The following is a 22,137-nucleotide window of genomic DNA, read 5'->3' as shown; positions in this document are numbered from 1 at the left end:
ACGACAAATTTCGCCGGGAAGATAAATGCTAGAGAAATCAACTGTTAGCTGCTGCTGCGGATTTGCGCAAGAAGGGCACTCTTACGGCAAGAAGGGAAGCGAACAAGCATAGCAGACCCGCTATAACGAACGGAATGGTATAGCTGCCAAGCCATTGTCTCATTACGCCGGCTCCGAAAGCAGCCGATGATGCGCCAAGCTGGTGAGCGACGAGAATCCAGCCGAAGACCATCCCCGATTTCTCCCGGCCAAAATGTTCCGCCACCAGTTTCACGGTCGGAGGCACGGTTGCAATCCAGTCCAGGCCGTAGAAGACGGCGAATATGAGCAATGTCGTAGATCCGCCGCTTAACGCCTTCGGGAGAAAGATCAAGGACAAACCGCGAAGACCATAATACCAGCACAGCAGCCATCGGCTGTCGAACCGGTCGGATAACCAGCCGGAAAGCGTTGTGCCAACCATATCGAACATCCCCATGAGTGCCAGCAGTCCGGAGGCGGTGACAACCGGGATGCTATAGTCGCTGCAGGCGGGTATCAGATGGGTTCCAATCAATCCATTCGTCGAGAAGCCACAGAAGAAGAACGTACCGGCCAGAAGCCAGAAGGTGCCGCTCTTGACTGCATCCTTAAGCACCAGCAGCGGCGCGGTGAAAGGGCGGCCCGTAAAAGCCGGCGGCGGTGTCGGTGCGCTCTCGCCAAGCGGAGGAAGATTCACATCATAGGGGTGATCCTTCATTAATACTGCTACGACCGGAATCAGGACCAGCAAGACGGCAATCGTCGTATAGACGGAGTAGCGCCAGCCCCAGGAGACTGAAATCTCGGCAAGCAGCGGCAGAAAGAGCAGCTGGCCCGTCGCTGCGCTTGCCGTCAAGATGCCGACGACCAGTCCCCGGTGTTTCACGAACCAGCGTCCGGCAACCGTAACGCCAAGGACATTGGCGAGTGCCCCGGTAGCGAGGCCGATCACAACGCCCCAGAGCGCGAAGAACTGCCATAGCTCGCTCATCCATGGAGTCAGCGCTAGGCTTCCGGCCAACAGACTAAGCGTAAGAAGCATTATTCGCCGGATGCCGAAGCGGGCCATTAATGATGCGGAGAACGGCCCCATCAAGCCGTATAGAAAAATGCGGATGGATAACGCGCCGGATACCGCAGAACGGCTCCATCCGAATTCGCGTTCGAACTGAAGCATCAGCACGCTCGGTATGGAGCTGATCCCCGCAGATACGAGAAGCACCAGAAACACAATTGCAACTACTGTCCAGCCATAATACCAGCGGGGCGTTCTGTCTGTCGTACGCATCCCTTCTCACTCCTGTCCCAAAATCGATTTCTCCTATCTTATAGGAGAACGTTAAACTTTACCATGGCAATTCCTTATCCTTGTAAAAAAAGCTTCCGCTCGGACCGTCAGGTCCCAGGAGTGCAAGCTTCACCGCCGTCCCGGCGCCCTCTTCCGCCGAAATCTGTCCGCTATCGCCTGTCATGTCGGTCTTGACCAGACCGGGATGCGCCGAGTTGACCTTGACCGCAGTGCCCTCCAGCTTCTGGGCCCAGTACACGGTTAGCATATTCAGCGCCGCCTTGGATGCCGCATAGCCCGGATCACCGAGTCTGCGAACGGTCTCGTCGCTAAGCATCATCTTCAGCGAGCCGATCGCACTGCTCTGATTCACGATCCGTCCGGCATCGCTGCGGAGAAGCAGAGGAAGTAAAGATTCCGTCAATTGAAAAGGTGCAACTGTATTGACTTCAAACGTCTGACGAAACGCCTCCGCGTCTCCCCCTGCCGTTCGCTTCAAAATGCCTGCATTGTTAACCAGAATGTCCAGCCGTCCGTAGCGGGTATCAATCCATTCTGCCAAGGCTGCGATATCTTCCGGGCTTGATACATCCAGCTTCACGCCAATGGCATCGATCTCCTGATCTTCAGCTGCACGCTTCGCCGCATCCTCCGCAGCTTCAATGGATCGCGCCGCCATCAGAACGGTAATACCGGCTCTTCCCAGCTGTCTTGAGATTTCAAATCCGATCCCCCGATTGGCTCCTGTTACTAATGCGATTTTGCGATTCACACTTAACCTCTCCCTTCTTTAATTAAGAACGATCATTCTTAAATGAGTGTAAAAAAACGGCCTCCGCTTTAAAAAACAGCTGTCAAGGCCACCTGATAGACGTCCACCAGCGTCTTCCGGTCGAGCGCTGTCTTGGCCATAATGTGAAGCCCCTGCTTCACACCTACCAGAAAGCGCGCCAGCTCCCTCAGATTCCGCTTTCCCTTGAGCTGTCCCTCTTCCCGGGCCCTCAGCAGAAATTCGTAGAATCTTTCCTCCATATCGTTGAGAGCAGCTTCGACACGGCCGGCAATTCTGGCATCCACCACCGCCGACTCAACCGCCGTGTTGGCAATGAAGCAGCCTCTCCGCCCCAGGCTCTGATCCATAGAACTGTCGATCACCTTCTCGAAGAAATGGATAAGCTTCTCACGCGGCTCTCCAGGCTCCTCCAGCACGACGAACAGTCTGCCGGATATGCTGCGTCTGAACCGGTCGAGCGCCGCCAGAAACAATTCATTCTTGTCTCCGAATGTATCATACAGACTGCCGCGATGAACACCGGTGTACTGGCATAGATCCTGTACCGATGTCTTCTCATAGCCCTTGGTCCAGAACAGTTCCATTGCCTTATCCAATGCCGCCGCCTCGTCGAACTCTCTGGGTCTGGCCATAGCCTCCGCCTCCTCTCTGATTAAAGAGTACTTATTTAAGAATGATTAGTCAAGTATTTTTTGAAAATTTCATGTTATCAATTCCAATCCGGTAGTCCGGATTTAATCCGGCATGTTAAGATGGTCAGAAGAATGAATATCGACGGGACATCCCGTGCATGATCCGGACAGGAGGTCTTGAAATACATAATGAATATGCAGACTGCCGGTATGGAGACACCCGGGGAGCAAGCCGGCCAGGAGAGCTTCCTTAGAGGTGTAAAAGACTGCCTCCCGACGCTGCTTGGTTACTTGAGCATCGGGTTTGCGGCAGGCGTCGTCGAGAAGACGGCAGGACTCAGCGTGGCGGAGATCGCGCTGCTGTCCTCCATTTTATATGCCGGATCGGCGCAGTTCATCGCTGCGGGCATGATGGCACTGGGCGGCTCCGCCCTGAGCATCATCGTTACTATTTTTTTCGTGAATGTGCGCCACCTGCTGCTCAGCGCGGCACTGTCGCCTTACTTCCGCCATCTTTCACCATTGCGCAATATGCTGATCGGCAGCCTGCTGACGGACGAAACCTTCGGGGTAGCGATCAACGAAGCTGCATCCCGCAAGCATATCAGCGAGAAATGGATGCATGGGCTCAATCTTACCGCCTATCTGAACTGGATCGCGGCCAATCTGGCAGGCGCTTTTCTCGGACAATGGATTTCCGATCCCGAACGGTTCGGACTGGATTTCGCGCTGCCAGCGATGTTTATCGGTCTGCTGGTGCTGACGATTCTGAGCAGGAGAACTCTCCGCCGTGATATTGCTGTAGGATTGGCAGCTGCTGTGATCGCCGTTGGCGTGTCGTTGATCGCTTCGCCGAGCGTCGGCGTTATTGCGGCCACAATAGCCGCTTCAACCTTCGGAATGGTGGTGGAACGATGGAAGTAAGGAGCTATGTACTGATCGTTATTGTGGGGGCTGCGGCGGTCACATTCATTCCCCGCGTTCTGCCGCTTATGGTGCTGAGCCGTTTCAGGCTTCCCGATTGGGGCCTTCGCTGGCTCCATTATGTGCCGGTATCGATTATGGCGGCCCTTGTCGCCCAGGAGCTGCTCGTACAGGATGGCAGCCTGATTCCTCTATCCCGGAATACCGGGCTCTGGGCGGCGCTGCCCGCATTCTGGGTCGCCGCCAAAACCCGAAGCCTGCTCGGTGCGGTTATCACCGGCATCGTCTGCGCGATGATTCTGCGGATGCTGCTGTAGACGTTGCGGCGGGTTATTCCGCTCCGAACCTTGTCCCTACAGCAGAGCCGCGACTCACTCACGTAACCAGCAGCGGCTTGATCTCCTGAATGACCTTCATAAGCTCGGCTGAGCATTGTTCATACAGCTTCTTGGCATCCTTGTCCGTCGTGGAGAGACCGAACATTTCCAGATCGGCTTCACATTTCTTAAGCAAGGCGTACAGCTCTGGCTTCTGCTGCGGCTGCTGAACCTGCGCCTTGTCGGCATACAAATCTACTGTCAGCTCACCGAAAGCATCAACCTGCCCCAGGAATACATCGTGGACATTCAGTTCCTGCTTCTCCAGCTCATTCATCAGCCATTCCGGGGTCTTCTTGATCGAATCGAGCCCTTCGGGAATGAGTTTGCCGTCCATAATAACCGCCTGGGCCGCCATTTCGGGCGCGACCTTGACTCCGAGCGATTTCGGCGTAAGCGGCTGACTCTCGCGCTTCACCAGCACATTGATCTCTCCGTTGGGCTCGAGAATGGCGAACTCCACATCGGCGATTTTGAAGACATTCTTGGACCGGAGCTGCACGAGAAGCTCATCCGAGGTAAGGCGCTCCTTCTTCAAATTCGCCTCCTGGATCTGACCGTCCTTGACAAGCACGGTAGCCTTGAAATCCAGAAAATCTCTTGCCTTCTTGCTCTTCAGCTGGACGAACTCGATGCTAAAGGATACAGTGACCCAGACGAGCAGTGCAATGATCCCCAGGTGCCAATTCCGGTCCGTTTCAAGTGAAATGGTGGCGGCGATGCTACCGATTGTAATCCCTGTAATGTATTCAAAAAAAGAAAGCTGTGAGAACTGACGTTTCCCCAGCAGCTTGGTCAGCAGAAACAGGATCACGATGGCAATTAAGGTTCGTACAATCACTTCCAGCCAGGTCGGCATCTCGGTCTCCTCCTTGTTGTCAAAATCGAATCAGCAGGTTTTAGTATTTCTGAACGATCACTGAAATATCCGGCGCCTGTATCCATTCTCTGAGATGTTAAGAAATGGTAAACGATCATTAATCCGAATAATTGAGTACGAGGCGGATCATATTAGCAGGGCAGTTCCAAATTCATATTCAACAGGAGGGTATTCGACGTGACCGTAGCTTCCCAAGTTAAAACCTGCATGTCCTCGCTCAAGAGCGCCCAGGCCAGTCTGGAGTCCTTTGCGCTGTCCACTCAAAATCAGGATGCCAAGACGCTGTTCACCAACGCCGCACAGCAGACTCAGCAGATCGTGCAGCAGGTGGAAAGCCGCATTCAGCAACTGGAGAAGGAAGAGCCGCAGTACAGAGGGTTCTGATACCGCCATCCAGCCAAAAGGCTCCGCTCCCGCTTATAGCGGGAATGGAGCCTTTTGATTATTTTACATCAAAGTTAAAATACGTATGGGGATACGGCTCCTTTGCAAGTGTAAAATGCCACCATTCCTTGCTGTAAGCCTTGAAGCCCGCTTGTTCCATGGCGTCTTTAAGCAGTTTCCGGTTTTGTTTCTGCACCTTCGTCAGCTGCGGGGAATCGTAGTAGGAAAGTTTGCCGAAGAAGTCATGCGGGCCGCCCATATCAACAAGCGTTCCCGTACGAAGATGAACGAGCGTGATATCGACGGTGCTCCCCCTGCTGTGCCCCGACTTTCTGGCGATGAAGCCCAGCTTGAACAAATTCCTTTTATCCAGCCGCGGATAATACTGCTGCTTCATTTTGATGTCCGAGGCATCCTGGGACCAGGCGATAAAATCATTTACCGCCTTCTGCGGGCGATATGCGTCATAAATCTTAATGCCATAGCCCATGGGCGCTAGTCCGTCGCTCACCATCTTCAGCGCATCCGCCGCCTGTCTGGTCAGAATCGCGTAGGGCGCTTCGTACCCGGCAATACGCCGGCCCACGAAATTATTCTCGCCGTAGTAGCGGATATCGAATCTTGCAGCCTTGACCACTTCGTCTACATAGACGAATCCTTTGGGGAACGGGTATTGCTTGGCCGGTTTGACAATGGTTGTGGCGGCATGAGCCTCTGCAACACCCAAAACGCCTTCAAGCGGCGCCCCTGCCGCAATCAACAGAAGAAGCACTGCGAATAGTACGCGTAACCTGCTCAATCCGCAGCTAACATAACTTACGCATGCTACGTTCCTGACACGCTTTTCGTACCCTCTGCTCCGCACAACGATATCCCCTTCCCGGAAGGAACTCAACCCGTCGGCTGTTGATATTTCCTCAGGAAAGCTTCGACATCCGCATTCCATATTCCTCCATTTTTATCCAGTATGCCCAGTAATGTCTGGATATCATTCAGGATTTGGCTGCCGCCGGTTCCGTCAGACACGGCATCCTCATAAGCCTGCTTAAGCTTGGGATCAATCTGGGTAGGCTCGCCGCTTGCGCCATATGAATAAGCCGGTGTGTTGCTTGCCCCGTAGAAGATAAACAGGCTCCGAAGCTTAAGCAGGTCTTTGACTGCGGCGTTCCGGTTGGAGAAAGGATACTGGCTCACGAACTTCTCCATAACCAGGCCACGACCGATGAGCTCGTCCCAGGTGATCACGATGGCCGCGTCAGAGAGCGCCGGTCTATTGCTCTCGGCCGCCATCAAGTCGATATATGCTGCGATATCCTTGCCGATATGTGCCTTGAACGGTTTGAAGCCTTCATAGTTCATGACGGGATAATACATCCCCTCGCTTGTCTCCAGCTTATAGCCGTAACCAAAGAGTTCGGTCAGCAGGGCCTTAACGGAAGAATCCGTTACCTGGTTCATCAGGGAGGTATAGGTCAGGCCTTTTCCGATTCCGCCTTTCCGGTAAGCGGCATCAAGAATCTGCTGCACCCGCTCCGGATAGATCTTCTCGCTAAATGTGTCCAGACGCGTTTTTTGCACATTTTCCAGATGCAGCACCATCACCGTAGCCCGCCAGGAATCCGTTTGTTTAATATGGTTCAGCAGATAATTACGGGCCTGAATCAGACTGGAAGGCGTCTTCGCCGCATTTGTCAGATAGCGCTCGAATTGATTATACACAGCCAGACTCTGATCTGCCGATGCGGTTGCCGCGGGCGCTGCCGCTTCTGCCGAGACGGTAACAGCCGCGATTTCAGCGCTGCCGATTGTTCCAAGCGCCACCGCCAGACCAAGCAGGGTGTTTCTTCGTAAAGTGTGAAATGAACTCAGGTCCGGTGTCATACATACCCCTTCTTTCTTGGCTTAGTGGAATACTTGTTACTTACCCTGCTGACGGAAGTTTAACCCGAAGGGTTGCCGTGAAATCGGAGTCGGATGCAGACCGGAGCCATTATTAAACCTTCCCCTGAATGCCCCTGAATTTATCGATACCGCTAAGGAAGGCTTCCAGCGTTGTATGCAGGCTGAGCCCGGTATCCAGCGGCATCCCGAAGCCCCCTTTCTGCTCCAGAGAGGCGAAGCCATGAAGAATGCTGCGCAATCCCCGAACCGCATGCAGCTCAGCCTGTTCATCCATCCGGTATGGCTTAAGCAGGTCGATGATCAGCTTCAGCACCCGCTCGCCTGCTTCGATCAATTCAGCATGAGCCCCATCGGGTGCCTGAAGCGTCATTTCATACAAGCCTGGATGCCGTCTGGCGAAGTCGGCATACCCCTTGCCCATGGCCTGAATGGCATCGGCTCCGCTCATTCCCCGGGAAGCCTCGCTGATTTCATCGCCCAGTTTGTTCAATCCATGAATAGCAAGCAGCACACGCAGCCCGTTCTGTCCATCGATATGGTTGTACAGGGAAGGCGAACGAACGCCAAGCCTGGCTGCCAATGCGGCGAGCGTAACGCCCTCCACCCCCTGCTCATCGGCGATCGCTGCAGCTGCCGTTACGATTTTGCTTCTGTCCAATCCCGCTCTCGGTGACATCCTGCCGCCTCCTTGTCAGTTTCCTGTGATCCGACGCTCCGCTGCAGCAATCGCCTCATCAATACGCCGGGCTGGATTCTTCAGCAAATCTCCATGGCCCACTGCCAGCAGTGAAGGCTTCAGATCCCGAATCCGTCCGGCGCTCTCCAGCGCCTTCTCCTTGCTCCAGGTCGCCAGCGAAGGGAAAGGAAAGAGCGGTACGGTGTCGCCGGATACCGCTGTTCTCCGGAAGGTTTGAAAGGCATCTCCCACGATGACGGCGCCGCTCCGCCGGTCAAGGAACGTCATGGAGCCGGGAGTATGGCCCGGTGTTGATAAAGCGTTAAGCGAACCGATTTCCCCGCCTTCCTGGATCAGCATATCCGGAAGACTGGCAATCTTCTTCGGCACCCCTCCGCGAATCGGCGTGTTAGGCTCACCGGAGCGCAGCGAACGGTCGCCTCTGAGCAGGCTGGCATCACGCTCCGAAATACAGAGCTGCGCTTCGGGCAGCAGACGTTTCAACGCATCGACGGCTCCGACATGATCATCATGCGCATGGGTCAGGACTATTCGCGTAAGCGGCTTGCCAAGCTCCTCCGTGGCGCGAAGTATTCCTTTCAGACTGAACGGCATGCCTGCGTCAATTAAAGTCAGCTCCCGTTCCTCTTCCACCAAATAACAATTGACCGGAAAGAACCGGGGCATCCATGTCAACTGGATCAGCTTACCTTCACGAGTAACACGCATATCGAACCCTCCAAACTAATGTGATTAGTTTAAATATAAACTAATTACATTAGTTTTTCAAGCTGCATTTCGGAAATAGAGGAACAACAAACAAACGCCGGACTCTTTTTCAATTCGCAATGAAAAAGAATCCGGCGTTTCAGTTGATAAGACATCCGGCATCTCAGCCGAACCGTCCCATAATATATTCCTGCGTCATCGTATTTTTCGGGTTCGTAAACACCTGGTCCGTCTGCCCGTACTCGATCAGTTGACCCAGGTAGAAATAGGCGGTGAAATCAGAAATTCTGGCAGCTTGCTGCATATTATGTGTAACAATAACAATCCGCAATTCTTCCTTCAGTTCCTTGATCAGTTCTTCGATCTTCCCTGTAGATACCGGGTCAAGCGCAGAGGCAGGTTCGTCCAGCAGCAGGATGCGCGGATTAACCGACAGCGCGCGTGCGATGCACAGACGCTGCTGCTGTCCGCCGGAAAGAGCGAGGGCCGAATCCTTCAGGCGGTCCTTGACTTCATCCCACAGCGCGGCGCGGCGCAGGCTGCTCTCCACGATTTCATCCAGCGCTTTCTTCCCTTTCACGCCGTGATAACGGGGACCAAAGGCGATATTGTCATAGATCGATTTGTAAAAAGGGTTCGGTTTCTGCCATACCATCCCGATCTTCTGACGCAGCTTGATTACATCAGTGCCTGGAGCATTGATATCGACGCCGTCGATCCAGATGCTTCCTTTTGTGGTCGAGCCGGAGATTTCGTCATTCATGCGGTTCAAAGACCGCAGGAAAGTGGACTTCCCGCAGCCGGATGGTCCGATGAGAGCTGTTACCGTGTTCTCGGGAAAAGGGATGCTGATGCCCTTCACCGCTTCATATGTTCCATAAAAAATACTCAGACTCTCGGTCCGGAAATTCCGCTCCGCCTTGGCAGCCTGAACGATGCCGGGTGCTGCAATTGTCGCTTCCATTTGGTAATCCTCCTTATTAGTTCATTCTTCGGGATGCCGTCAGCTTCCGGTAGATGAACCGGCCGAAGAAGCGAGCGGCGAGGTTGAATAACAGAACCATGATCACAAGTACTGCCGAAGCACCTGCCGCAATCTGTGCAGCATCAGGCGCAAGCCCTTCACTGTTGATCTTCCAGATATGAACGGCAAGCGTCTCAGCCGGTCGGAACGGATTGAGCGGCGAGTTAGAGCTTAGCGGATTCCAGTTGCTGAAGTCCAGTCTCGGGCTGCTCATTCCAGCCGTGAACATCAAGGCGGCGGCTTCGCCAAATACGCGCCCTGCCGATAGAATCGTGCCCGTGATGATGGCAGGCAGTGCTACAGGAAACAGCACAGTTGTAACAATGCGCCATTTGGACAAACCAAGCGCAAAGCCCGCTTCCTTCTGCTGGGTAGGCACGCTGCGGAATGCCTGCTCCGTAATCCGCACCATCAGCGGAAGGTTGAACACGGTGAGCGCGAGCGCTCCGGATACGAGCGAGAAGCCCAGACCGAAGATATTAACGATCAGCAGCAAACCGAACAGGCCAACAACGATCGACGGAAACGAAGAGAGTACTTCCACGATGAGACGAATGAAGTCGGTAATTTTACCAGGACGAGCATATTCGGCCATGTAAATGCCGGCACCAAGCCCGAGCGGGACCGTAATGATCAGGGTCAGCACCAGCAGGAACAGCGAGTTGAACAGCTGCGGCCCGATCCCTCCGCCTGCCCGGATCTTCTGCGGAACGGAGGTCAGGAAATCCCAGCTGATATGGCTGGCGCCCCGGAACAGAATATAGCCGAGCAGCCCGACCAGTACAGCCACGATCAGCAGCGCGAATGTGACGATAACAACGGTAGCAATTTTATCCGCTGTCTTGGCTTTCATCGAATCGCCCTCCTCTTCTCCAGCAAACGAACCACAAATACGAACAGGAATGTCATCAGCATCAGCACGAGAGCCATGCTCCAGAGCGCGTTATTCTGCGGCGAACCCATCGTCGTGTTGCCCATGCTCAGGGTAATTACGCTGGTCAGCGTGGAAGCTGACTCGAACAGCGATGTCGGAATGAACGGCGCGTTGCCGATAACCATCTGAACGGCAAGCGCTTCGCCGAAAGCGCGGGCCATGCCGAGCACGACGCCTGTCATGATGGCGGGCATGGTCGTCGGAAGCACCACGCGCGCAATCGTCTGCCAGCGGGTCGCTCCAAGCGCGTAGGAAGATTCCTTCAGGTTCTGGGGCAGCGCGGAAAGCGCGTCCGCAGCCACACTGGTAATCGTCGGAAGAATCATGACAGACAGCACAAGCGCGCCGGCCGCAACACCAATCCCCTGACCGGGGAATACATTGCGAAGGAACGGCACAATAACACTGAGCCCGACGAAACCATACACAACGGACGGAATGCCGGACAGCAGCTCAATAACCGGTTGAAGGAGTTTTTTGCCCCAGCCCGGAACGATTTCGGTCATAAAGAGCGCGGCGCAGATGCTCAGCGGACTGGCGATAACAGCGGCCAGCAGCGTCGTCACAAAAGAGCCGGCGATAAACGGGAAAGCTCCATAGGAAGGATTGTCGCCTTCCGGCGACCAGGTGGTGCCGAACAGAAACTCCGATACGCTCACCTTGTTCACCGCGAATGTGGATACACCTTTTGACATAACAAAATACACCATGGAAATAATGGCGACAATAAGAAGAAGCACGCAAAAGGACATGTAGGAACGTCCGATCAGGTCTTCGATATGATGTTTTTCCAAACGGGATTTGGAGTTCTTACCGGGCAAGACTTTTGTTTTTTGAACCATCATGCAGATCCCTTCTCATTAAAGTGAAAAGAGAGGCAGAAGGAATTCCGCCTCCGTTTTCTGTGAGGAGGCCGCTAGGCGGCCTGATGATTACTTGTTCGTTACTGTTCCGCTTACGTCGCGGGATACCTGCATCTTGCTTGCCGGGATGTATCCAAGCTCCGTCACGTCGCCGTTCTGAACTTCATCAGTCATGATGTAATCCAGGAAAGCCTTGATAGTAGCATTCGGCTCGCCGTTCGTGTACATGTGCTCGTAAGCCCATACCGGATACTTGCCGCTCACGACATTGTCGACGGAAGGATCTACACTGTCATATTTCAGCGTCTGAACCGTGTTGTCCAGGTAGGACAGAGCCAGGTAACCAATCGCTCCCGGTGTTTCGCCGATCATTTTCTTAACCGTACCCGAGGAATCTTCCTGGATGGAGCCCTGAAGGTCTTCCGTCTTCGTTCCCAGAGCGAAATTCTCGAAAGTTGCGCGAGTACCGGAGCTTGCCGGACGGTTGATAATTTGAATCTTCTGATCCGCGCCGCCTACATCTTTCCAGTTCGTGATCTTTCCTGTGAAAATATCAACCAGCTGTTGCTTCGTCAGGTTATCAACGCCAACTCCCGGATGGGTAACCGCGGCGATCGCGACTACAGCCACCTGATGGTCAACAAGTGCTTTAGCCTTTTCTGCATCAGCATCCTTCAGCTTCTCTTCTGCGAACACATCGGAGTTACCGATGTCCACTTGCTTCTCGGCTACCTGCGTCAAACCGGTGCCGCTGCCTCCGCCCTGAACCTGAATGTCAACGCCGGAGTTCTTCTCCATGAATTTCTCGGCAACCTGTTCCACGAGCGGCTGAAGAGCCGTCGAGCCGGAAGCCAGAATCGAACCGCTAACTTCTGCGCCGCTGCTTGTCTCTGTAGTTGCGCTGCTGGCCGGAGCATTGCTGCTGCCTGCCGCATTATTTCCCCCATTATTATTTCCGCATGCCGAAAGTGCCATCACGCTAGTCAATGCAAGTGCCAGTACCCAGGATTTTTTAGAACGCATTAGTGTTTGTCTCCTCCTACATTTTGTAATCATAACTTGTCTAAATCTCCTGACATGTTCAATTGTAAAATCTCTGCGTTAGATAAATGTCCGAATTGTGTAAAATCACAGATAAAAACCACAAGAAAAGATGTATAGTAACATAGAATTATTCTATAATGAGTAGAAGAAAGGCTCGTTTTTCTTCTTATTATGACGAAATACCGGAGGATTTATGTTGAATCTATTAAAATTGCAGATCGTGGTGCTGATCGAAAAATATAAAAAAGTTACCGATGTAGCGTCGGAACTGGGCTTGAAGCAGCCCACCGTCTCCTTTCATATGAAGTCACTGGAATCCGAACTTGGCGTGCCGCTCTTCCAGAATCGCAGCGGGCGCGTCCTGTTAACCGAGGCCGGACAAGCCCTGCATCCGTACGCGCTCCGGATTGTCGCCCTCGCGGCGGACGCGGAGCGGGCTGTCCATAAGACGGCAGGACGTTCGAGGTTCAGCCTGCGGATTGGGGCATCGGCCATTCCATCGCTGGAAATGCTCCCTTCCCTGCTCACCCGCCTAACCGCCGAGCACCCGGATCTGGAGGTAACGCTGCAGACTACAGACAACGTTGACGCACTGCTGAGCCAGATTCGCGACCGCAAGCTGCCGCTGGCCATCGTTCACGGGCTACGGACGGAGGACGATCTGTTCCTGGTCACACAGCTTGAAGAGGATGAAGCCGTACTGGCCTGTTCTCCCGATCATCCCTTTGCCCGGCAGAATGAGCTTGCTCCAGGACAGATCGCCGCAGAGCCGGTAATCCAGCTGGGCGAAGGTCTCGCACTTCGCACATTCTCCGACCGCTGGGCCGCTCTGAACGGTATCCGCCTGCAAAGCCGGGTTGTGGCCGACAGCTCCCAAGCGGCCGGAAACATGACGGAAGCCGGGGCGGGAATCGCCATTCTGTCCCGTATGGGAACCAGGCGGGAAGTGGAAGCCGGCCGGCTGGTCGTCCTGTCACTGCCGGGCAGGATTCCGGATAGTCCCGGCTTGTTTCTCGTCCAGCGACGGGACCATGTTCTGACAGAGGCGGAGCAGATCGTCGTGAACCGCCTGACCGCCATCAGATCCGGGATTTAATACTGATTATCTTGATAGTCAGTTTCAGTATTTAAAATTTTATATTCCTTGACTAGAATATTCCCCATCGGGTATATTAATATCGGCAGGATGAAAGTTACCCTGAATCAAGGAGATGATTACACAAACAAACCATCAAATACAGAGGTGAGCAACATGTCCGGCATAAGTCGAATGGACATAACGACGCTGAGTGCTTTAGCTGAACCAAATCGTATGAATATCGTTCAACTGCTGCGAGATGGCCCTCTGGCCGTAGGCGAAATCGCCGAACGTCTGGGGCTTCGCCAGCCACAAGCGTCGAAGCATTTGAAAGTGCTTAGCGACAGTGGGATTGTGGAAGTGCGAATCGATGCGAACCGTCGGATCTACACACTCCGGGCTGAACCCTTTCAAGCGATGGATGATTGGGTGCAATCCTTCCGGCATATCATGGAAGAAAGATTTGATAACTTGGACAATTACTTGCGTGAACTGCAGAACAAGGACAAGCCATAACATCATTTCATTAGGAGGAGTGGCAACCATGTCAGACAAGATATCATCGAGCGTAGAGAACGATCGTGTCCTGGTGCTGGAGCGCGTATTCGACGCGCCACGCGATCTCGTATTCCGGATGTTCAAGGAACCTGAGCATCTCAAGCGTTGGTGGGGACCGAAAGGCTGGGAAATCCCGGTCTGCAGCATCGATTTCCGTCCAGGCGGCGTGTGGCATTACTGTATGAAGTGTGTTGATCCGAATCAAAGTCAATTTTACGGCATGGAGTCATGGGGAAAGGGCGTTTACAAGGAAATTGTCGAGCCGGAGAAGATCATCTACACCGATTACTTCTCGGATGCCGAGGGTAATATAAACGAGTCCATGCCGTCAACCCTAATCATGATGGACTTTATCGACCTGGGCGGCAAGACCAAGTTGATAAGCCGTTCTGAATATATGTCGGCAGAGGCCCTAAAAACCGTCATGGACATGGGCATGCTGCAAGGAATCACCGAAACGTGGAATCGCCTGGGCGAGCTGCTGGAATCCTATAAATAAGGAGTGAAAACATAATGATAAATCAACTTGGGCAAGTTATGTTGTATGTGAGCAACCAGGACGAATCCAAAGTTTTTTGGACAGAAAAATTGGGGTTCGAGGTCATTTCGGAAGAAGCCAACGGTCAGATGAAGTGGTTCGAAGTTGCACCTAAGGGTGCGGCAACCAGCATTGTACTGCACAGTAAAGAACTCGTTGCCAAGATGAATCCTGAAATGAATCTGGGAACACCGTCATTAATGTTCTTCACGGAAGATTTCGATCAATTATACAGTGATCTGACGAACAAAAAAGTCACCGTTGGAGAAATCGTTGAACTCCCCTCCGGAAGAGTCTTTAACTTCGCAGATCATGAAGACAACTACTTTGCCGTAATGGAAAAAAAGTAACGATAGTTGAATAAAATAGCGGCAGTCCAGGACTTGTACTCCAGCCCGGGACTGCCGCTTGTTTTACATTGAAGTATCTTTGAACCCGCTCCCGCCGGAATCTTGTATCGAAGAACGATTAGTATCCCCGGGGCTTCACCGCGCAAAGTACAAATGTCTTCGGGATGCCTTTATCGAACACGTCGGATGACAGATTCGGTTCCTCCACCAGCTTCTCGATAATCAGGCCGCTTGCCGCAGCGGCAGTTACGATTTCGCCAAGCGTCCATTTGCGCCAATAGACGACACCAGCCGTCTCCCCGCCCCCCTCTTCTCCGGGCGAGTATTTGGAGTAAGAAACCTTTTTCTCCTCAAGGGATTCATCGAAATAATCTCCCGTGACCTTATGCTTGCGGATTTTGGCAGTCGAGCCTTTGGAAGAAATCAGCTTGGTCGATACGGGATGGAAATCACGCAGTACAAATCTTCCCCCAGGGGTCAGCAGCGCCGCCGCCGTATCCATAAAGGGTTTCAGGTCCGTAAAATAATGGACGATGCCCTGTTCTGCAAATACGAGATCAAAGGCGCCGGAAAGCTCATCAAGCGGCAGCTTCAACACATCGGAGACTAGATAATGAAGCTCTACACCCGCCGCTTCAGCCAGTTCGGCTGCATAGCGCGCATTGCCTTCGGAGAAATCCGCAACGGTCACTTCGGCTCCGAGCAATCCCAGCGCCACTGCCTTGTATCCGTTTGACCCCATGATGTTCATGATTCTTCTACCCTGCACATCCCCCAAGTGACGGATCAAAGGCTGAAGTCTGGCGGACGGATCATTCTTCAATTTGGCGGCAGCTTCCTCCGGCGTTCCGAAGCGTGCAACCCAGGCGCTGTATGTATCTTCATTCCACAACTCCTCGCTGGCAGCGGATGTTACCGCCTCGCTTGTTTGTGGCTGATTCCCGTTATTCTCATTCATAATCGATTGATCTCCTTGCCGTTCATTCTGTCGATCTTATACCAGAAGTAGTATTACATGACGCTCTCGGGCACTTGCAGCCGCTCGTTGGCCTGCCGGATCAGTTCCTCCTGCTCTCTGGCAGCCGCCCTGCCTCCCATGTATAAATAGAAAGCAAGTCCGCCCAGGACAAGCACGCCACCCGACCATTGCAGCCCTGTCAGGCGTTCGCCAAGCAGCACGAAGGCAAGAATACTGGCACCGACCGGTTCGCCGAGTATACTCATCGATACGGTCGTCGCTGAAGTATATTGAAGCAGCCAGTTGAACAGGATATGTCCGAATACGGTAGGAACGACGGCTAACAGGACAAAGATACCCCATTCTCTGGACGGATAATCGAAGTAAGAGATCCCCGAGACGCCATTATACACCGCGAACACGGCTCCCGCCAGGATAAACACAATCAGGCTGTACAGATAGGAAGGCATCCGGGCAACCAGCTTCTTGCCAATGAGCAGATGGACGGCAACCGCTGCCGTACCGCCTATGGAGAGCAAATCTCCCTTCACATTGTCCGGCGACAGCCCCACATCCCCCCATCCAATCAGACAGACGCCGCCGATCGCAACGGCAAGTCCCAGAATCGCGGATACGGCGCTGCGCTCTTTATATAGAAGAAAAGAACCCGCCATGATGAATACAGGCTCCAGCGACATAATCATAGTCGAACTAGCGACGGATGTATATTTGAGCGACCCCATCCATAGCAGGAAATGCAGGGCCAGCATGAAACCGGATGCTCCGAGCAGCAGCCATTCCTTGCGGCTGAGCGCTTTGATCGCCCCGCCATACCTGGGCGCGAAAGGAAGCATGATCAGCGAAGTGAACAGGAGCCGGTACATACCCTGAATGGAAGCCGGGGCCGAGGACCATTTGACGAAAATGGCGGAGAATGAGATCGCGATAATGCCGATCAGCAGCAGTACGGGAACGGGGACCGGCGGTTTTTTGTGAGGCATGAATAAGCTTCCTTTCTTCGGTTGCGCGGTGCACAAACACAGTCTTCTGTTACTTTACCGCAGACTGCGAAAAAAATCAGCTTTTTTCTTGACCCCGATTCCCCATTATAAACCGATTATTACTATTATATATGCAGACTGTGAGTCTTATCCGCTCTTCGCCTCTTCACCTCTTCGACCGTTACAGTATACGAAGTTCTCTGCTGATCGGAGTCAGCACCTCGCAGCCGGTATCCGTGATCAGGATATTCTCTTCGACCGTGAACATGCCTACTCCCTCTTCGTAGATCGTAGGTTCAATGGCGAAGACCATGCCCGGCTGCAGCACCACCTCGGAGCCCAGCTCCACAGCCGGCATCTCGTGAATGCTCATTCCAACCGAATGTCCGATCCAGCCGCGGTAAAGATCGTAATAGTCGCCATACCCCTGCTCATCAACAAAACTGTCAACCAGGCTGCACACCTCGCCGCATTTCATACCCGGCTTCATATGCTCCAGCCCTTTTTCACAAGCAGCCAAAGCGATATTGTACAGCTCCTGCTGCCTTGACGTCGGCTCACCGATGACTGCCTCACGGATAATGTCGGAGAAGTATCCCCGGTATCCGGGCCCTCCGTCGATCAGAATGATCTCGCCCTCCCGGATCGGCCGGTCGCCGGGCGGACAGTTGCTCTGCGCATAGCGCTCCACGCCGGCCCGGATTCCCATTGGGAACACCTCGTCCGCGCCATAAGCAATCATCGCTTGCGAAATAACCCGGTACAGCTCCATCTCCGTCATGCCGAAGCGGATCGCCTGAAAAGCCGCTTCGTAGGCCTGGATGTTGATCTTGCACGCCATTCGTACCCGCTCGATTTCAAGCGCGGACTTAATGACACGGATCTCCCAAATGGCCGGACCTGCATCCACGATGGCTGCGTCCGTCAGACGCCCCATCAGCTTATTGTAATCCGACATATGCAGGTGAAGGCGAAAGCCCACTCCGGTTTCCATCCCGATTCTGCCTTTGTCCACCCCTTTGCGGACCAGCACGTCATGGATGGCCTCCGGCAAGTCGGCAAGAGCGCCGTTTCGTCCCAGCCGGTCCCATACCACCACATCCTCCACCCAGGACGTCGCTCTTAGCGCGTCGCGGTTCGTGTATCCCGTGATCATGGTTACATCGCCATCTTTTGTAATAATGACACAGGCCGGTTTGGAAATGCCGCTGCCCCATACGATAAGCTGGTATCCAGTGAAATAGCGCATATTCTCTTTGTTGGTCAAAATAACGGCGTCCCATTCATTCTCCCTTATTGCGGTCAACAGCTTCTTCATGCGATTCTTGTATTCTTCCAGCGGAAATTCCAGCATGTTGGATTGCCTCATTCCTGACACCTCGCTTTCATTAGTATAGATGGCATGCAACGAAGTGTCCGCCTCCGATATCCTGCAGCTGCGGTTCTTCCCGTCTGCACCGCTCGGTGGCAAATTTGCAGCGGGTATGGAACCGGCAGCCCTCCGGCGGGTTGGCGGGACTGGGAATATCGCCTTCCAGTACATTTTTAAGCGAAGAGCCTCCCGGGTTCGGTTCGGGAATAACACTCAAGAGAGCCTGCGTATAGGGGTGGGAAGGCTGGTCGAATAACGCTTTTTTGTCGGCGATCTCGACGATTTTGCCAATGTACATGACCGCTATCCGATCGCATATATGATGAACCACACTTAGATCGTGAGAGATGAACAGGTAGGTCAGCTTAAATTCCTCTTGAAGTTCCTGCATCAGATTGACAATCTGCGCCTGAACGGATACGTCCAGCGCCGAGACCGGTTCGTCGCAGACCACCAGCGAAGGCTGCAGGGCGAGGGCGCGCGCGATACCGATCCGCTGTCTTTGCCCGCCGCTGAATTCATGCGGATAACGGTTCAGATGCTGCTTCCCCAGTCCGACAGCCTCCAGAATTTGAATAATTCGGTCCTCTTTCTCTTTTCCGGACGCAATTTTATGGATGTCCATCACTTCACCGATCGTATTTGCGATCGTAAAGCGCGGGTCAAGCGAGGAGTACGGGTCCTGAAAGATGATCTGCATTTCGCGCCGCAGCTTCTGCATTTTATCCTTGGGAAAGTCCAGGATGTTCTCTCCTCTGTAGACCACCTGGCCATCCGTAGGCTCCATCAGCCGCAGCACCATTCTTCCGGTTGTGGATTTGCCGCATCCGCTCTCTCCCACCAGGCCGAATGTCTCTCCTTCATGGATCGAGAAGCCAATCCCGTCAACGGCTTTGACTGCTCCGACCGTCTTGGACAATAAGCCTTGCTTGATCGGAAAATGCTTCTTGAGATTCTCAACCCTCAGCAGTTCCTGTTTCATATGCAGCCTCCTCCCCGTACTTCCAGCATCTGACTTGAGTTCCATCGGCCATAGGGATCAGCTCAGGCTCGTTCTCCAAGCAAATGGGCATCGCATATTTACATCTCGGATGAAACCTGCACCCGGCGGGAAAGTTCTGCGGACTCGGCACAGTACCCGGAATCGCTGACAGTTTCTCCACCGGCTTGTTAATCCTCGGGATGGAATCGAGCAGCCCTTCCGTATACGGATGCTTGGGATCGCTGAATATCGTTGCGGTATCCGTATATTCCATCACCTTGCCGGCGTACATGACCATGATTTTGTCGGCCATCTCGGCTACAACGCCAAGATTATGCGTAATTAATATAATCGAAGTATGGTACTGGGCTTGGAGCTCACGCATCAGACTCAGAATTTGAGCTTGAATCGTAACATCCAGCGCAGTTGTCGGCTCGTCGGCGATCAGCAGCTTCGGATTGCAGGCCAGCGCCATGGCGATCATCACCCGCTGTCTCATCCCTCCACTCAGCTGATGCGGATACTCGCTCATCCGCTTCTCCGGCATGGAGATGCCCACCATCCGCAGCATTTCAATGCTTTGATCCCTGGCTTCTTTCCTGGGCAAATCCTGATGATACCGGTATACCTCCATCAGTTGTCTGCCGATTGTAAACACCGGATTCAGGGAAGTCATAGGCTCCTGAAAAATCATGGAGATTTCATTCCCTCTGACTTTGCGGTATTTGGAATCGCTGAGACCTACCAGGTTGGTTCCGTTAAAATGGATGTCTCCGTCCACAATTTTACCCGGAGGTGAGGGCACCAGCCCCATAATCGACAGCGACATCATGCTTTTTCCCGAACCGGATTCACCGACGATTCCCAGCGTTTCGCCCTTGACCAGCTCCAGATCCACTCCGTCGACGGCCCGGACCGTTGCTTCATCCGTGAAAAAATAAGTTTTCAGGTTTTTGATGTCCAGTATGTTCTCGCTCATCGCACTCACCCGCATTTCCTATCAGTTTTTGAGTTTGGGGTCCAGGGCATCGCGCAGGCCATCCCCGACCAGGCTGAAGCTAAGCACGACCAAAGTTATGGCAACTCCGGGCGCAATCGCGGCCATCGGCGCGCTTCTCATAAGTTCCCGCGATTTACTCAGCATGGCTCCCCATTCCGGATCGGGAGGCTGAACGCCAAGACCGATGAAGGACAGGCCGGAGGCGGTCAGGATCGCCGTTCCCAGCATAAGTGTGGACTGGACAATGATGGGCGACAAGGAGTTGGGGATGATATGCTTCATAATGATTCGCAGGTCGGATGCGCCTGACGCTCGGCAAGCCTCGATATAATCCATCTTCTTCAAGGATATTACCGAGGACCTGATGATCCGCGAAAAATCAGGGACCGAGAATACCGCTACGGCAATCATCGTATTGATCAGCCCGTTCCCCAGCACCGCCACGATAACAATCGCGAGCAAAATGCCGGGAAAAGCTAGCAAAATATCAACAAAGCGCATGATGACCGACTCGGTTCGACCTCCGTAATATCCCGCTGTGACCCCCAGCAACAGCCCCACTGCAAGCGACAAGCCGACACTGATCACGCTGATCATCAGGGAAATTCGGGCTCCATAGATCAGCCGCGACAAGGTGTCCCGTCCCAGGTTGTCCGTCCCGAGCAAATGGTCTACACTTGGACCCTGATAGTTGTTGGCTAAATCCTGCTCCAATGGATCATAAGGCGCCAGGAACGGGCCGATGAGAGCCGTAACAATAAAGATCATAATGATGACTCCGCCGACGATGGACACCTTTCTTTTCATAAAACGCTTCATTACCTGCCGGTCCATGCATTCATCCCTCCGTAATTGTGATTCTCGGATCAATGACGCGATAAACGATGTCTACCAGCAGATTGATCAGAACGAAGATAATAGCCAAGACGAGTACAGTACCTTGTACGGCAGGATAATCGCGGTTCAGCACGGAATCCACCATAAACCGGCCGACGCCGGGAACGGCAAATACGCTTTCGACGAGTACAGTACCGGCCAGCAATCCGCCAAAACGCAAACCGACAACGGTCACGACCGGAATGAGCGCGTTCTTCAAGGCATGCATGTAAATGATAATCCGGTTGGGCAGCCCCTTGGCCCTTGCCGTCCGGATATAGTCCTGTCTCAGCACATCCAGCATACCGGATCGGGTCATTCGCGCGATCAAGCCCATGGACTGCGCTCCCAGTGTAATAATGGGCAGCACATAATGAACAGGTGAGGCGATCCCGATCGTCGGCAGCCAGCCCAGATAGACGGAGAAGATCATCATAAGCAGCAGTCCCAAAAAATAGGACGGGGTCGAGACTGAGGCCAGCGATACGATCATAATCAGATTATCGCCCAGCTTGTTCTGCTTGACGGCCGCGATAATTCCGCACAGCATGCCGAATACCGTTGCGAATAAAGTTGCGCCTACGGCTATGGTTAGCGTGATCGGAAGCCTGTTGGCGATTTCCTCCGAGACCGGCAGCCCGGTGCGGATGGATGTGCCCAGGTCGCCTGTTATGGCGTGCCCGATAAAAATGCCGAACTGTTTCAACAGCGGTTCGTTCAGTCCGAGCTCCTCTCTCGCCTGCTCGATGACTTCTTTCGGCGCGTCAATCCCGACCATCATTCTGGCGGGGTCCCCCGGGATCAAATGAAGCATGCTGAACACGAGAATAGAGACGCCGATGACCACCGGGACAACCTGGGAAATTCTTTTCAGCAAAAAAACCAACATACCTGCTACCTCCGTTCCCCCTTGTCGATACCGGACCTTGAGACCGGACAATAAATAGGGAGCA

At 53.4% G+C, this 22,137-nt stretch carries 26 protein-coding genes; 7 read left to right on the top strand and 19 right to left on the bottom strand.

The features are described from left to right. Positions 1-37: 37 nt before the first annotated feature. The 3 genes from KIH86_RS00995 to KIH86_RS00985 all read right to left on the bottom strand — a co-directional run bounded on the left by KIH86_RS00995 (position 38) and on the right by KIH86_RS00985 (position 2,734). The gene (locus tag KIH86_RS00995; protein ID WP_223082873.1) at positions 38-1,309 is read right to left on the bottom strand and encodes an MFS transporter; all 1,272 of its coding nucleotides are present in this window, start codon (positions 1,307-1,309) and stop codon (positions 38-40) included. A gap of 58 nt (positions 1,310-1,367) precedes the next feature. Further along, positions 1,368-2,081: an SDR family NAD(P)-dependent oxidoreductase gene (locus tag KIH86_RS00990; RefSeq protein WP_223082871.1), complete on the bottom strand. Its 714-nt coding sequence runs from the start codon at positions 2,079-2,081 to the stop codon at positions 1,368-1,370. A 68-nt stretch (positions 2,082-2,149) separates the two neighbouring features. Beyond that, positions 2,150-2,734, bottom strand: coding sequence for a TetR/AcrR family transcriptional regulator (locus tag KIH86_RS00985; protein WP_223082868.1), 585 nt, complete (start codon positions 2,732-2,734; stop codon positions 2,150-2,152). A 195-nt stretch (positions 2,735-2,929) separates the two neighbouring features. On the opposite strand from KIH86_RS00985, the gene KIH86_RS00980 reads away from it, so the two are divergent. Both KIH86_RS00980 and KIH86_RS00975 read left to right on the top strand, forming a co-directional pair. Continuing rightward, positions 2,930-3,658 (top strand): AzlC family ABC transporter permease, encoded by a 729-nt coding sequence (locus KIH86_RS00980; protein ID WP_223082933.1) that lies wholly within the window; start codon positions 2,930-2,932, stop codon positions 3,656-3,658. Further along, entirely contained in the window at positions 3,649-3,975 is a 327-nt protein-coding gene (locus tag KIH86_RS00975) for an AzlD domain-containing protein (protein ID WP_223082866.1), read from the top strand. The genes KIH86_RS00980 and KIH86_RS00975 overlap by 10 nt, the downstream gene beginning before the upstream one ends. A gap of 58 nt (positions 3,976-4,033) precedes the next feature. Here KIH86_RS00975 and KIH86_RS00970 read toward each other — a convergent pair whose 3' ends face one another. Further along, a complete protein-coding gene (locus KIH86_RS00970; RefSeq protein WP_223082863.1) occupies positions 4,034-4,894 on the bottom strand; it encodes a DUF421 domain-containing protein in 861 nt (286 codons plus the stop codon). 198 nt (positions 4,895-5,092) lie between these two features. Between KIH86_RS00970 and KIH86_RS00965 the strand changes: the two genes are divergently transcribed. Continuing rightward, on the top strand, positions 5,093-5,299 hold the full coding sequence (locus KIH86_RS00965; protein WP_223082861.1) for a DUF1657 domain-containing protein: 207 nt from the start codon (positions 5,093-5,095) through the stop codon (positions 5,297-5,299). Between the two features lie 58 nt (positions 5,300-5,357). Here KIH86_RS00965 and KIH86_RS00960 read toward each other — a convergent pair whose 3' ends face one another. The 8 genes from KIH86_RS00960 to KIH86_RS00925 all read right to left on the bottom strand — a co-directional run bounded on the left by KIH86_RS00960 (position 5,358) and on the right by KIH86_RS00925 (position 12,450). Further along, on the bottom strand, positions 5,358-6,098 hold the full coding sequence (locus tag KIH86_RS00960; protein WP_223082859.1) for a M15 family metallopeptidase: 741 nt from the start codon (positions 6,096-6,098) through the stop codon (positions 5,358-5,360). A gap of 92 nt (positions 6,099-6,190) precedes the next feature. Next, the gene (locus KIH86_RS00955) at positions 6,191-7,180 is read right to left on the bottom strand and encodes a hypothetical protein (RefSeq protein ID WP_223082856.1); all 990 of its coding nucleotides are present in this window, start codon (positions 7,178-7,180) and stop codon (positions 6,191-6,193) included. A 112-nt stretch (positions 7,181-7,292) separates the two neighbouring features. Continuing rightward, the gene (locus tag KIH86_RS00950) at positions 7,293-7,877 is read right to left on the bottom strand and encodes a TetR/AcrR family transcriptional regulator (RefSeq protein WP_223082853.1); all 585 of its coding nucleotides are present in this window, start codon (positions 7,875-7,877) and stop codon (positions 7,293-7,295) included. Between the two features lie 15 nt (positions 7,878-7,892). After that, positions 7,893-8,606, bottom strand: a complete 714-nt coding sequence (locus tag KIH86_RS00945) for an MBL fold metallo-hydrolase (RefSeq protein ID WP_223082850.1) — start codon at positions 8,604-8,606, stop codon at positions 7,893-7,895. 163 nt (positions 8,607-8,769) lie between these two features. Continuing rightward, entirely contained in the window at positions 8,770-9,570 is an 801-nt protein-coding gene (gene pstB / locus KIH86_RS00940) for a phosphate ABC transporter ATP-binding protein PstB (RefSeq protein ID WP_223082848.1), read from the bottom strand. A 16-nt stretch (positions 9,571-9,586) separates the two neighbouring features. Next, positions 9,587-10,483, bottom strand: a complete 897-nt coding sequence (gene pstA, locus KIH86_RS00935) for a phosphate ABC transporter permease PstA (RefSeq protein WP_223082847.1) — start codon at positions 10,481-10,483, stop codon at positions 9,587-9,589. Beyond that, positions 10,480-11,409: a phosphate ABC transporter permease subunit PstC gene (gene pstC, locus KIH86_RS00930; RefSeq protein WP_223082844.1), complete on the bottom strand. Its 930-nt coding sequence runs from the start codon at positions 11,407-11,409 to the stop codon at positions 10,480-10,482. Before pstC ends, pstA begins: the two co-directional genes overlap by 4 nt. 87 nt (positions 11,410-11,496) lie before the next feature. Next, positions 11,497-12,450, bottom strand: a complete 954-nt coding sequence (locus KIH86_RS00925) for a phosphate ABC transporter substrate-binding protein (protein WP_223082842.1) — start codon at positions 12,448-12,450, stop codon at positions 11,497-11,499. A 217-nt stretch (positions 12,451-12,667) separates the two neighbouring features. On the opposite strand from KIH86_RS00925, the gene KIH86_RS00920 reads away from it, so the two are divergent. From KIH86_RS00920 to KIH86_RS00905, 4 genes are all read left to right on the top strand, one after another. After that, on the top strand, positions 12,668-13,567 hold the full coding sequence (locus KIH86_RS00920; protein WP_223082840.1) for a LysR family transcriptional regulator: 900 nt from the start codon (positions 12,668-12,670) through the stop codon (positions 13,565-13,567). A gap of 156 nt (positions 13,568-13,723) precedes the next feature. Next, positions 13,724-14,065: an ArsR/SmtB family transcription factor gene (locus KIH86_RS00915; RefSeq protein ID WP_223082932.1), complete on the top strand. Its 342-nt coding sequence runs from the start codon at positions 13,724-13,726 to the stop codon at positions 14,063-14,065. 28 nt (positions 14,066-14,093) lie between these two features. Then, the gene (locus tag KIH86_RS00910; RefSeq protein WP_223082838.1) at positions 14,094-14,606 is read left to right on the top strand and encodes an SRPBCC domain-containing protein; all 513 of its coding nucleotides are present in this window, start codon (positions 14,094-14,096) and stop codon (positions 14,604-14,606) included. Between the two features lie 14 nt (positions 14,607-14,620). Then, positions 14,621-14,995, top strand: coding sequence for a VOC family protein (locus KIH86_RS00905; protein ID WP_223082836.1), 375 nt, complete (start codon positions 14,621-14,623; stop codon positions 14,993-14,995). 118 nt (positions 14,996-15,113) lie between these two features. Here KIH86_RS00905 and KIH86_RS00900 read toward each other — a convergent pair whose 3' ends face one another. The 7 genes from KIH86_RS00900 to KIH86_RS00870 form a co-directional block, all read right to left on the bottom strand. Continuing rightward, positions 15,114-15,953 carry a class I SAM-dependent methyltransferase gene (locus KIH86_RS00900; protein WP_223082834.1) on the bottom strand — a complete coding sequence of 280 codons (840 nt, stop codon included), beginning with the start codon at positions 15,951-15,953 and terminating at the stop codon, positions 15,114-15,116. A 53-nt stretch (positions 15,954-16,006) separates the two neighbouring features. Further along, complete coding sequence (locus KIH86_RS00895; RefSeq protein WP_223082832.1) at positions 16,007-16,954, bottom strand: DMT family transporter; 948 nt, start codon at positions 16,952-16,954, stop codon at positions 16,007-16,009. 181 nt (positions 16,955-17,135) lie between these two features. Further along, positions 17,136-18,308: a M24 family metallopeptidase gene (locus tag KIH86_RS00890; RefSeq protein WP_223110258.1), complete on the bottom strand. Its 1,173-nt coding sequence runs from the start codon at positions 18,306-18,308 to the stop codon at positions 17,136-17,138. 34 nt (positions 18,309-18,342) lie between these two features. Next, entirely contained in the window at positions 18,343-19,308 is a 966-nt protein-coding gene (locus KIH86_RS00885; protein WP_223082827.1) for an ABC transporter ATP-binding protein, read from the bottom strand. Beyond that, positions 19,283-20,287: an ABC transporter ATP-binding protein gene (locus tag KIH86_RS00880; RefSeq protein ID WP_223082824.1), complete on the bottom strand. Its 1,005-nt coding sequence runs from the start codon at positions 20,285-20,287 to the stop codon at positions 19,283-19,285. The genes KIH86_RS00885 and KIH86_RS00880 overlap by 26 nt, the downstream gene beginning before the upstream one ends. Before the next feature lie 21 nt (positions 20,288-20,308). After that, a complete protein-coding gene (locus tag KIH86_RS00875) occupies positions 20,309-21,142 on the bottom strand; it encodes an ABC transporter permease (RefSeq protein WP_223082822.1) in 834 nt (277 codons plus the stop codon). A 4-nt stretch (positions 21,143-21,146) separates the two neighbouring features. Continuing rightward, a complete protein-coding gene (locus KIH86_RS00870) occupies positions 21,147-22,073 on the bottom strand; it encodes an ABC transporter permease (protein ID WP_223082819.1) in 927 nt (308 codons plus the stop codon). Positions 22,074-22,137 lie beyond the last annotated feature (64 nt).

Origin of the sequence: Paenibacillus sinensis (assembly GCF_019904155.1) — a bacterium.
GTDB classification, from domain to species: domain Bacteria; phylum Bacillota; class Bacilli; order Paenibacillales; family Paenibacillaceae; genus Paenibacillus_AQ; species Paenibacillus_AQ sinensis.
Note: the sequence above shows the minus strand (reverse complement) of the source record. Positions and strands in the feature narration are given on the sequence as shown.

Coding starts and splice junctions, on each gene's coding strand:
- KIH86_RS00995 (WP_223082873.1), bottom strand. CDS start 1,309: ATGCGTACGACAGACAGAACGCCCCGCTGGTATTATGGCTGGACAGTA.
- KIH86_RS00955 (WP_223082856.1), bottom strand. CDS start 7,180: ATGACACCGGACCTGAGTTCATTTCACACTTTACGAAGAAACACCCTG.
- KIH86_RS00945 (WP_223082850.1), bottom strand. CDS start 8,606: ATGCGTGTTACTCGTGAAGGTAAGCTGATCCAGTTGACATGGATGCCC.
- KIH86_RS00910 (WP_223082838.1), top strand. CDS start 14,094: ATGTCAGACAAGATATCATCGAGCGTAGAGAACGATCGTGTCCTGGTG.
- pstB (WP_223082848.1), bottom strand. CDS start 9,570: ATGGAAGCGACAATTGCAGCACCCGGCATCGTTCAGGCTGCCAAGGCG.
- KIH86_RS00870 (WP_223082819.1), bottom strand. CDS start 22,073: ATGTTGGTTTTTTTGCTGAAAAGAATTTCCCAGGTTGTCCCGGTGGTC.
- pstC (WP_223082844.1), bottom strand. CDS start 11,409: ATGATGGTTCAAAAAACAAAAGTCTTGCCCGGTAAGAACTCCAAATCC.
- KIH86_RS00970 (WP_223082863.1), bottom strand. CDS start 4,894: ATGCCGACCTGGCTGGAAGTGATTGTACGAACCTTAATTGCCATCGTG.
- pstA (WP_223082847.1), bottom strand. CDS start 10,483: ATGAAAGCCAAGACAGCGGATAAAATTGCTACCGTTGTTATCGTCACA.
- KIH86_RS00890 (WP_223110258.1), bottom strand. CDS start 18,308: ATGCTGGAATTTCCGCTGGAAGAATACAAGAATCGCATGAAGAAGCTG.
- KIH86_RS00915 (WP_223082932.1), top strand. CDS start 13,724: ATGTCCGGCATAAGTCGAATGGACATAACGACGCTGAGTGCTTTAGCT.
- KIH86_RS00900 (WP_223082834.1), bottom strand. CDS start 15,953: ATGAATGAGAATAACGGGAATCAGCCACAAACAAGCGAGGCGGTAACA.
- KIH86_RS00925 (WP_223082842.1), bottom strand. CDS start 12,450: ATGCGTTCTAAAAAATCCTGGGTACTGGCACTTGCATTGACTAGCGTG.
- KIH86_RS00895 (WP_223082832.1), bottom strand. CDS start 16,954: ATGCCTCACAAAAAACCGCCGGTCCCCGTTCCCGTACTGCTGCTGATC.
- KIH86_RS00975 (WP_223082866.1), top strand. CDS start 3,649: ATGGAAGTAAGGAGCTATGTACTGATCGTTATTGTGGGGGCTGCGGCG.
- KIH86_RS00905 (WP_223082836.1), top strand. CDS start 14,621: ATGATAAATCAACTTGGGCAAGTTATGTTGTATGTGAGCAACCAGGAC.
- KIH86_RS00880 (WP_223082824.1), bottom strand. CDS start 20,287: ATGAGCGAGAACATACTGGACATCAAAAACCTGAAAACTTATTTTTTC.
- KIH86_RS00985 (WP_223082868.1), bottom strand. CDS start 2,734: ATGGCCAGACCCAGAGAGTTCGACGAGGCGGCGGCATTGGATAAGGCA.
- KIH86_RS00950 (WP_223082853.1), bottom strand. CDS start 7,877: ATGTCACCGAGAGCGGGATTGGACAGAAGCAAAATCGTAACGGCAGCT.
- KIH86_RS00980 (WP_223082933.1), top strand. CDS start 2,930: ATGCAGACTGCCGGTATGGAGACACCCGGGGAGCAAGCCGGCCAGGAG.
- KIH86_RS00875 (WP_223082822.1), bottom strand. CDS start 21,142: ATGGACCGGCAGGTAATGAAGCGTTTTATGAAAAGAAAGGTGTCCATC.
- KIH86_RS00885 (WP_223082827.1), bottom strand. CDS start 19,308: ATGAAACAGGAACTGCTGAGGGTTGAGAATCTCAAGAAGCATTTTCCG.